Source organism: Pseudomonas sp., from assembly GCF_026224925.1.
In the GTDB taxonomy this organism is placed as follows: Bacteria; Pseudomonadota; Gammaproteobacteria; order Pseudomonadales; family Pseudomonadaceae; genus Aquipseudomonas.
On record NZ_JAMFRV010000767.1, the window covers coordinates 1 to 8,682 of the forward strand.

At 55.3% G+C, this 8,682-nt stretch carries 11 protein-coding genes; 8 read left to right on the forward strand and 3 right to left on the reverse strand.

Annotated features, from left to right (window positions below):
• Nucleotides 1–805 (reverse strand): DJ-1/PfpI family protein (locus M0974_RS32010; RefSeq protein ID WP_297846197.1); only part of this gene is annotated, 805 nt, incomplete at its 3' end.
• Nucleotides 806–1,022: 217 nt separating this feature from the next.
• Between M0974_RS32010 and M0974_RS32015 the strand changes: the two genes are divergently transcribed.
• The 8 genes from M0974_RS32015 (at nucleotide 1,023) to M0974_RS32050 (ending at nucleotide 7,352) form a co-directional block, all read left to right on the forward strand.
• Nucleotides 1,023–2,159, forward strand: coding sequence for an acyl-CoA dehydrogenase family protein (locus tag M0974_RS32015; protein ID WP_297846180.1), 1,137 nt, complete (start codon nucleotides 1,023–1,025; stop codon nucleotides 2,157–2,159).
• 296 nt (nucleotides 2,160–2,455) lie between these two features.
• Nucleotides 2,456–2,884 carry a 50S ribosomal protein L13 gene (gene rplM / locus M0974_RS32020; RefSeq protein ID WP_297846182.1) on the forward strand — a complete coding sequence of 143 codons (429 nt, stop codon included), beginning with the start codon at nucleotides 2,456–2,458 and terminating at the stop codon, nucleotides 2,882–2,884.
• Between the two features lie 14 nt (nucleotides 2,885–2,898).
• Nucleotides 2,899–3,291 carry a 30S ribosomal protein S9 gene (gene rpsI / locus M0974_RS32025; protein ID WP_297846183.1) on the forward strand — a complete coding sequence of 131 codons (393 nt, stop codon included), beginning with the start codon at nucleotides 2,899–2,901 and terminating at the stop codon, nucleotides 3,289–3,291.
• A gap of 254 nt (nucleotides 3,292–3,545) precedes the next feature.
• The gene (petA, locus tag M0974_RS32030; protein ID WP_297846185.1) at nucleotides 3,546–4,139 is read left to right on the forward strand and encodes a ubiquinol-cytochrome c reductase iron-sulfur subunit; all 594 of its coding nucleotides are present in this window, start codon (nucleotides 3,546–3,548) and stop codon (nucleotides 4,137–4,139) included.
• Nucleotides 4,139–5,350: a cytochrome bc complex cytochrome b subunit gene (locus M0974_RS32035; RefSeq protein ID WP_297846187.1), complete on the forward strand. Its 1,212-nt coding sequence runs from the start codon at nucleotides 4,139–4,141 to the stop codon at nucleotides 5,348–5,350. The genes petA and M0974_RS32035 overlap by 1 nt, the downstream gene beginning before the upstream one ends.
• Complete coding sequence (locus M0974_RS32040; RefSeq protein ID WP_297846189.1) at nucleotides 5,350–6,129, forward strand: cytochrome c1; 780 nt, start codon at nucleotides 5,350–5,352, stop codon at nucleotides 6,127–6,129. The genes M0974_RS32035 and M0974_RS32040 overlap by 1 nt, the downstream gene beginning before the upstream one ends.
• A gap of 174 nt (nucleotides 6,130–6,303) precedes the next feature.
• The gene (locus tag M0974_RS32045) at nucleotides 6,304–6,921 is read left to right on the forward strand and encodes a glutathione S-transferase N-terminal domain-containing protein (RefSeq protein WP_297846190.1); all 618 of its coding nucleotides are present in this window, start codon (nucleotides 6,304–6,306) and stop codon (nucleotides 6,919–6,921) included.
• A gap of 17 nt (nucleotides 6,922–6,938) precedes the next feature.
• Nucleotides 6,939–7,352 carry a ClpXP protease specificity-enhancing factor gene (locus M0974_RS32050; protein WP_297846192.1) on the forward strand — a complete coding sequence of 138 codons (414 nt, stop codon included), beginning with the start codon at nucleotides 6,939–6,941 and terminating at the stop codon, nucleotides 7,350–7,352.
• Nucleotides 7,353–7,428: 76 nt separating this feature from the next.
• On the opposite strand, the gene M0974_RS32055 is transcribed toward M0974_RS32050, so the two are convergent.
• A complete protein-coding gene (locus tag M0974_RS32055) occupies nucleotides 7,429–8,007 on the reverse strand; it encodes a BON domain-containing protein (protein ID WP_297846193.1) in 579 nt (192 codons plus the stop codon).
• Complete coding sequence (locus M0974_RS32060) at nucleotides 8,004–8,597, reverse strand: phosphoheptose isomerase (protein WP_297846195.1); 594 nt, start codon at nucleotides 8,595–8,597, stop codon at nucleotides 8,004–8,006. The genes M0974_RS32055 and M0974_RS32060 overlap by 4 nt, the downstream gene beginning before the upstream one ends.
• Between the last annotated feature and the right edge of the window lie 85 nt (nucleotides 8,598–8,682).

The following is an 8,682-nucleotide window of genomic DNA, read 5'->3' on the forward strand; positions in this document are numbered from 1 at the left end:
TGATGCTCTTGCGCGTCCCCGATAACAAACCCTTGGCCGTTTCGATGCGCAGCCGCTGCAGGTAATGCAACGGTTTGTCACCGGTGGCGGTCTGGAAGCGGCGCATGAAGTTGCGGATGCTCATACCGTGTTCTCGTGCAACGTCCTCAAAGCGGAACTTTTCGGCAAAATGCTCTTCGAGCCATTGCTGGATCTGCAGGACAATCACATCTTGATGCAGTTTCTGCCCACCGAACCCCATCCTTCCTGGCACATAGTTGCGCTGCACTTCGTAAAGAATATCGCGGGCGACTGCTTGAGCAACGTTGGCTCCGCAAAAACGCTCGATCAGATAAATGTACAGGTCGCAGGCTGAGGTCGTGCCACCTGCACAGTACAGATTGTCGGCATCGGTCAGGTGTTTTTCCGGGTTGAGCAGCACCCGCGGGAAGCGCTCGGCAAACTCGGCGAAAAATCGCCAGTACGTAGTTGCTTCCTTGCCGTCCAGTAGGCCCGCCTGTGCCAGCCAGAATACGCCCCCGGCCTCACCGCAGAGCACTGCGCCGTTAGCGTGTTGCTCGCGAAGCCAAGGCAAGACCTGCGGGTGTCGCTGGCACAGCCCGTCAAAGTCGTCCCAGAACCCTGGAAGAATGATCACGTCGCTGGGTTCGAGGCCGCTGTCCACGGGCAGAACAACGTCGCTGAAACTGCGCACCGGCAGACCATTGGGGCTGACAATACGGGTTTCGAAGGTCCTCTGCAGGCCCTGGCCCAGCTGTTTTCCATAGCGCAGGCTGGCGAGATGGAAAAAGTCCTTGGCCTGCATCAGGGTCGAGGCGAACACCCCGTCAATCGCGAGGATGCTGACGCGCCGCAATGGCGCGGAGTGCTGGGTAGACATAATTCTTTTTCTTATATGGGAAAGTGGTCAAGCAACGGCGGGATCGTCTTATTTTTTGTCGTATGTGTCCAGTGTCCTCTCTTGGTTCATCGGCTTAGGCTCTGAAAGCCAACTCAGGCTTCCACCCGATTACAGGTGCCGCATGATCCCTAGAACCCTGTTCAGCTCCGAGCACGAACTGTTCCGCAGCAGCGTGAGAAAATTTCTTGAGCAGGAAGCCCAGCCTTACCATGCTCAGTGGGAAAAGCAGGGCTACATTGATCGCGCGCTGTGGAACAAGGCCGGTGAGCAGGGCATGTTGTGTTCGCATTTGCCGGAAGAGTACGGCGGCATGGCAGCAGACTTCCTGTACAGCACGGTAGTGATCGAGGAGATCGGTCGGCTTGGTTTGACCGGTATCGGTTTTTCCCTGCATTCAGACATCGTCGCGCCTTACATTCTGCATTACGGCAATGAAGCGCTGAAGCTCAACTACTTGCCGAAACTGGTCTCGGGAGAAATGGTGACCGCGATCGCGATGACCGAGCCGGGTGCCGGTTCTGATTTGCAGGGCGTGAAAACGACGGCGGTGTTGGACGGCGACGATTATGTGATCAACGGCTCGAAGACGTTCATTACCAATGGCTATTTAGCCGATCTGGTCATTGTTGTGGCCAAGACCGATCCCAAGGCGGGCGCAAAAGGCACCAGCCTATTTTTGGTAGAGGCAAATTCGCCGGGGTTCGCCAAAGGCAAGCGCCTGGAAAAGGTCGGGATGAAAGCCCAAGACACGTCCGAGTTGTTTTTTCAGGACGTGCGCGTGCCCAAGGGCAACCTCTTGGGGCAGGCCGGTATGGGTTTCGCGTACCTGATGCAGGAATTGCCGCAAGAGCGCCTGACGGTTGCGATTGGCGCGTTGGCGTCTGCGGAGGCGGCGTTGCAGTGGACGCTGGATTACACCCGGGAGCGCAAAGCATTCGGTAAGGCCATCGCTGAGTTTCAGAACACCCGCTTCAAACTCGCCGAGATCGCTACTGAAGTACAAATCGGCAGGGTCTTTGTCGACCGCTGTCTTGAGCTGCACCTTGAGGGAAAGCTGGACGTGCCGACGGCGGCGATGGCGAAATACTGGTGCACAGACCTGCAATGCAAGGTGCTCGATGAGTGCGTACAGCTCCACGGCGGCTACGGCTTCATGTGGGAATACCCGATTGCCCGTGCCTGGGCGGATGCTCGGGTGCAGCGCATCTATGCCGGGACCAACGAAATCATGAAGGAAATCATCGCTCGGACCCTTTGATTGGATCTTGGTGGCTCTTTTTTGCTGGCGAAAGCGGTAAGTCGTCCCTTTCTACCCCGAATTAGGGAGTATTCGCAAAAGCAGCTTGAGATTTTTTTCGAAATCTGCATAATTCCGCAGCTCTTTGCAGTGGAAGTGATGCGCCGTCTGCCGAAGAATCTTGCCGTATAACGGACGCGCCGACCCGAGCCCCCGACAGCGTCTGTTCCCGGCTGCCTTTGACCTTGTCAAAGTACGCACTATTCAGTAAGATCCGCCGTCTAATTTATCAGGGCGGCCCCTGAGGCTATTAAAGAATGAAAACTTTTACTGCTAAACCGGAAACAGTTACGCGCGACTGGTTCGTCGTCGACGCTGCTGGTCAGACACTGGGTCGTCTGGCGACCGAGATCGCGAGCCGTCTTCGTGGCAAACACAAGCCGGAATACACTCCGCACGTCGATACTGGCGACTACATCGTCGTTATCAACGCTGAGCAAATCCGCGTTACCGGTGCTAAAACCACCGACAAGATCTACTACTCTCACTCTGGTTTTCCGGGCGGGATCAAGTCGATCAACTTTGAAAAGCTGATCGCCAAAGCCCCAGAGCGCGTGATCGAGACCGCGGTTAAAGGCATGCTGCCTAAGAACCCGCTGGGTCGCGACATGTATCGTAAGCTGAAAGTCTATGCGGGCGCTGTACACCCTCATACTGCTCAGCAGCCCCAAGAACTGAAGTTTTAACGGAATAGTTCATTATGTCGGCGACTCAAAATTACGGCACTGGCCGTCGCAAGACCGCAACTGCACGCGTTTTCCTGCGTCCAGGTACCGGTAACATCTCGATCAACAACCGTACTCTTGACGGTTTCTTCGGTCGCGAAACTGCCCGCATGGTAGTTCGTCAACCGCTGGAACTGACTCAGACTACCGAGAAATTCGACATCTACGTCACTGTTATCGGTGGCGGCACAAGTGGTCAAGCTGGCGCAATCCGCCACGGCATCACTCGTGCTCTGATGCAGTATGACGAAACCCTGCGTGGCGCTCTGCGCAAAGCTGGCTTCGTTACTCGCGATGCTCGTGAAGTTGAACGTAAGAAAGTAGGTCTGCGCAAAGCGCGTAAGCGTCCGCAGTACTCGAAGCGTTAATCGCTGCTACTTTAAAAGACGCCCAGTCTCCTTTTCGGAGCTGGGCGTTTTTTTATGGGCGTTCGTTAGATGTGACAACGTGCCACATCCTTGCGCGCCCTGATTTACAAGGCTTGGGTCCGTTTCGCGATGGTAATTCCCTTGTCAAATGAGGGGCTTTTCATTACCATTCGGCAGAATTTTTACACCGCATAAAATTTATTTTAAGTAGACGCCTGATCAAACAGGCCACAGCGTTGATGGGAGAGGACGGAATGAGCAATGACGGCGTGAATGCAGGCCGGCGTCGCTTCCTCGTAGCAGCCACGTCCGTGGTTGGTGCAGCAGGAGCGGTGGGGGCTGCGGTCCCGTTCGTGGGGTCATGGTTTCCCAGTGCCAAGGCGAAAGCCGCAGGTGCACCAGTGAAGGTGAATGTCAGCAAGGTCGAACCGGGACAGCAAATGATTGCTGAATGGCGAGGACAGCCGGTATTCATCGTCCGTCGAACGCCTGAGATTTTGGCAAATTTGAAGAAGATCGAGGGGCAACTCTCTGATCCGGAATCCAAGAACTCAGCGCAACCGACCTATGTCGATCCTGAAGTGCGCTCGATCAAGCCAGAAATTCTGCTGCTGGTGGGTATCTGTACGCACCTGGGTTGCTCTCCGACGTTCCGTCCCGAAGTCGCCCCCGCGGATTTGGGCAAGGATTGGGTCGGCGGTTATTTCTGCCCCTGCCACGGCTCGCACTACGATTTGGCTGGTCGGGTCTACAAATCCCAACCAGCACCCTTGAATCTGCCCGTGCCGCCGCATTCCTATGAGACGGACAGCATCATTGTCATCGGCGTCGATCAGGAGAAAGCGTGATGAGCAAGTTCATGGATTGGGTCGATGCGCGCTTTCCCGCCACAAAAATGTGGGAAGACCATCTCAGCAAATACTACGCACCAAAGAACTTCAACTTCTTCTACTTCTTCGGTTCGCTGGCGCTGTTGGTGCTGGTCAATCAGATCGTCACCGGTGTCTGGCTGACGATGAGTTATACGACGTCGGCTGAAGAGGCGTTTGCTTCTGTCGAATACATCATGCGTGACGTGGAATACGGCTCGATCCTGCGCTTGCTTCACTCGACGGGCGCCTCTGCGTTCTTCATCGTGGTCTATCTGCATATGTTCCGTGGGCTGCTCTACGGTTCTTACCAGAAGCCGCGAGAGCTGGTCTGGCTGTTCGGTATGCTGATTTATCTGGCGCTGATGGCTGAAGCCTTTATGGGCTACTTGCTGCCTTGGGGCCAAATGTCCTACTGGGGCGCGCAGGTGATTATCTCGCTGTTCGGCGCGATCCCCGTTATCGGTGGTGATCTGACCCAGTGGATCCGCGGTGATTACCTGATTTCAGGGATTACCTTGAACCGCTTCTTTGCGTTGCACGTGGTGGCATTGCCGATCGTTATTCTGGGGCTGGTGGTGTTGCACGTTCTGGCCCTGCACGAAGTCGGCTCGAACAACCCGGACGGCGTCGACATCAAGAAGCACAAAGACGAAAACGGTATACCGCTGGACGGCATCGCCTTCCATCCGTACTACACCGTGAAAGATATCGTCGGCGTAGTGGTGTTTCTGTTCATCTTTTGCTCGATTGTATTTTTCTTCCCGGAAATGGGCGGTTATTTCCTCGAGAAGCCTAACTTCGAAGTGGCGAACGCGTTCAAGACCCCGGAGCACATCGCCCCGGTTTGGTACTTCACGCCGTTCTACGCGATCTTGCGTGCGATCCCGGACAAACTCATGGGTGTTATTGCCATGGGTGCTGCGATTGCCGTGCTGTTCGTGTTGCCATGGCTTGACCGCAGTCCAGTCAAATCCATGCGCTACAAGGGTTGGTTGAGCAAGATCTGGTTGGTGTTGTTCTGTGTGGCGTTCGTGATTCTGGGGATATTGGGCGTTCTACCTCCGACCCCTGAGCGCACGCTTGTGTCGCAGGTGTGCACCTTCCTGTACTTCGCCTACTTCATTTTGATGCCATTCTATACTCGGCTCGAGAAGACCAAACCCGTTCCAGAAAGGGTGACTGGCTGATGAAAAAGCTATTTGCTGTATTGTTTTTTGCGCTTCTGCCCACTTTGTCCTTCGCGGCCGAACACGGTCCTGAGTTGGAACAAGTCGATATCGATGTGTCCGACAAAGCGGCCATGCAGGACGGTGCGCGCACCTTTGCGAACTATTGCATGGGTTGCCACAGCGCCAAATTCCAGCGCTATGAGCGTGTGGCGGACGACTTGGGCATCCCCCACGATCTGATGCTGGACAAGTTGGTGTTCACCGGCGCCAAGATTGGCGATCACATGTCTATTGGTATGCAACCTGCGGACGCCAAAGCCTGGTTTGGGGCGGCTCCGCCGGATCTGACCCTGGTGGCACGTGTTCGTGGTACTGACTGGCTGTATGGCTATCTGCGCTCGTTCTATGAGGATCCTGCACGCCCATGGGGTGTGAACAACAAGGTTTTCCCGAACGTGGGCATGCCTAACGTGCTAGCCGGGCTGCAAGGTCGTCAGGTCATTGGCTGCAAGCAGGTGCAAGTGGTTGAGAACGGCAAGAAGCAATATGATCCTCTGACGGGCTCTCCATTGACCCATGAAGGATGCGATCAATTGACCGTATTGCCGAAAACTGGCTCTTTAAATGAAGAACAGTTCGATGAGAAGGTCAAAAATCTTGTAACCTTCCTCGCTTACTCGGCGAATCCGGTGAAGCTGCAACATCAGCGCATCGGCACCTATGTATTGCTCTACCTGGCTTTCTTCTTCGTCTTCGCGTATCTGCTTAAGCGCGAATACTGGAAAGATGTCCATTGATCAAGCTGTAAACCCTGCTGTTAACGAAGCGCGCCCTAGGGTGCTTCAAGATAACGAGCGTGGGGTAGGAGGTCGCTTCGGCGTATCCTGTCCCGCGCAGTCGATATCGGAAGCGCCTTCTGGGCGCGCTCGTTTTTCTGCTTTTGAAAACTTTTACAAGCGAGGAGGACCGCCATGGGCGTGACCAACCGGTTGGCCTGTTACTCCGACCCTGCCGACCACTATTCCCACCGCGTACGCATTGTGCTCGCGGAGAAAGGTGTCAGCGCTGAGATCATTGATGTAGTTGCGGGCCGTCATCCGCCAAAATTGATCGAGGTGAACCCGTACGGCAGCGTGCCGACTCTGGTCGATCGTGATCTGGCGTTGTACGAGTCGACGGTGGTGATGGAATATCTGGATGAACGTTATCCGCACCCGCCGTTGTTGCCGGTTTATCCGGTGGCCCGCGCCAACAGCCGTCTGCTGATTCATCGTATTCAGCGTGATTGGTGTGGCCTGGTGGATCTGATTCTGGATTCACGCAGTAAAGAAAGTGCTCGCGTTCAAGCGCGCAAAGAGCTGCGTGAAAGCCTGACCGGCGTTTCTCCGCTGTTCGCTGACAAGCCGTTTTTCCTCAGCGAGGATCAAAGTCTGGTCGATTGCTGTCTACTGCCGATACTCTGGCGTCTGCCAATCATGGGTATAGAATTGCCGCGGCAAGCCAAGCCGCTGCTTGATTACATGGAGCGCCAATTTGCGCGTGAGGCCTTCCAGACAAGTCTGTCTGGTGCCGAACGTGATATGCGCTAAGGCTTAAGGAGCCGTTGATGAACTCCAGTCGCCCTTATCTGATTCGCGCTTTGTATGAGTGGATCGTAGATAACGATTGCACCCCGCATATGCTGGTCAATGCGGAATATCCATCAGTCCAGGTCCCTCAGGGCTTCGCCAACGATGGTCAAATCGTCTTGAATGTGTCGCCCAGTGCTGTGCGTCATTTGCACATGGATAACGATGCCGTCAGTTTCGAAGGTCGCTTCGGTGGCGTTCCGCATACGTTGTACGTACCCATCTCTGCGATTCTGGGCATTTATGCTCGGGAAAACGGCCAGGGTATGGTCTTCGATCTGGAGCCGGCCCTTGATGGCGACGATGACATTGAGCCTGATGACGATACCCCTCCACCGGACAGCGAACCACCGCGTCCGACCGGCAGGCCAAGTCTGAAAGTGGTCAAGTAATCTGATTCGTGCTGGTTGAAACAAAAAAAACGCCGACAGCAATGTCGGCGTTTTTTTGTCTGCTGTTTAACGCGGGTTAATCAATGTACTCAAACAATTTCACGATCTTCTGCACGCCCGACACGCCTTGTACAAGATTGGTGGCGCGGGTGGCTTCTTGTTGGGTCACCAGGCCCAGCATGTAGACGATGCCGTTTTCGGTGATAACTTTGATGCGCGAGCCGGGGATGGTGTTATCCGTGAGCATTTGCGTTTTGATCTTGGTGGTCAGCCAGGCATCGTTGTTGCGTGCCAGGATCGAAGACGGTGCCATGACCTGAAGTTCGTTGTTGACCTTTTTTACGCGTTGCACCGAGCCAGCGGCTTTCTCGGCAAGGGCTTTCAAGTCGTCGCGGGGCGTTTGGCCTGCGAGCAACACGATACCGTTGAAGCTGGCGACGATGATGTGCGAGCCAGTGTCCAGGTCAGGGTCGGCCTTGGCGACATTGACCTCCACTTTGGTTTCGATCAGTGAGTCATCGATCTTGCTGCCGAACGTGCGAGTGCCGCGGTCATCCTGGATTGGCGTGTCGCGGGTCGCGGTCAGGACCGAGCTGCAGCCGCTGATGCCGAGGCAAAGTGTCAAAGCCAATAGGCTTAGGCGATTAGGGGTCATTCTTCACTCCCGAACAGTTGGCTGTCGATCAGATCGCAGAGGCAATGGATCGCCAGCAGGTGGACTTCTTGAATACGTGCGGTGACTTTGGATGGGACGCGAATCTCCACGTCCTCAGGCAGCAGCAGCGACGCCATGTCGCCACCGTCGCGACCGGTCAATGCTACGACAACCATTTCGCGATCATGTGCGGCCTGGATGGCTTGAATAATGTTTGCCGAGTTGCCGCTGGTGGAAATCGCCAGCAGTACATCGCCAGGTTGGCCGAGCGCACGGATCTGCTTGGAAAAGATTTCGTTGTAGCTGTAGTCGTTGGCGATCGAGGTGATCGTCGACGTGTCAGTGGTCAATGCAATCGCTGGCAGGCTTGGGCGCTCACGTTCAAATCGGTTAAGCAGTTCCGAGGAGAAGTGCTGTGCATCACCCGCAGAGCCGCCATTGCCGCAAGAAAGCATTTTGCCTTCGTTGAGCAGGGCGTTGACCATTACTTGGCTGGCCTGCTCGATATAGGGTGCAAGAACTTCCATCGCCTGCTGCTTGGTGTCGATGCTGGCCTGGAAAAGCTGGCGAACTCGGGATTGCATGTCCATCTATGTGACCTTAAGTAGGGCGGCTGGTCGAGCGCAGACCGGGTCTTCCCGGTGGCTGCCCGGCACAAGAATGTGCAGCCCGCAA

Bases quoted from the DNA above. Each gene is read 5' to 3' on its own strand.
- M0974_RS32015 (WP_297846180.1), top strand. From the start codon at position 1,023: ATGATCCCTAGAACCCTGTTCAGCTCCGAGCACGAACTGTTCCGCAGC.
- rplM (WP_297846182.1), top strand. From the start codon at position 2,456: ATGAAAACTTTTACTGCTAAACCGGAAACAGTTACGCGCGACTGGTTC.
- rpsI (WP_297846183.1), top strand. From the start codon at position 2,899: ATGTCGGCGACTCAAAATTACGGCACTGGCCGTCGCAAGACCGCAACT.
- petA (WP_297846185.1), top strand. From the start codon at position 3,546: ATGAGCAATGACGGCGTGAATGCAGGCCGGCGTCGCTTCCTCGTAGCA.
- M0974_RS32035 (WP_297846187.1), top strand. From the start codon at position 4,139: ATGAGCAAGTTCATGGATTGGGTCGATGCGCGCTTTCCCGCCACAAAA.
- M0974_RS32040 (WP_297846189.1), top strand. From the start codon at position 5,350: ATGAAAAAGCTATTTGCTGTATTGTTTTTTGCGCTTCTGCCCACTTTG.
- M0974_RS32045 (WP_297846190.1), top strand. From the start codon at position 6,304: ATGGGCGTGACCAACCGGTTGGCCTGTTACTCCGACCCTGCCGACCAC.
- M0974_RS32050 (WP_297846192.1), top strand. From the start codon at position 6,939: ATGAACTCCAGTCGCCCTTATCTGATTCGCGCTTTGTATGAGTGGATC.
- M0974_RS32055 (WP_297846193.1), bottom strand. From the start codon at position 8,007: ATGACCCCTAATCGCCTAAGCCTATTGGCTTTGACACTTTGCCTCGGC.
- M0974_RS32060 (WP_297846195.1), bottom strand. From the start codon at position 8,597: ATGGACATGCAATCCCGAGTTCGCCAGCTTTTCCAGGCCAGCATCGAC.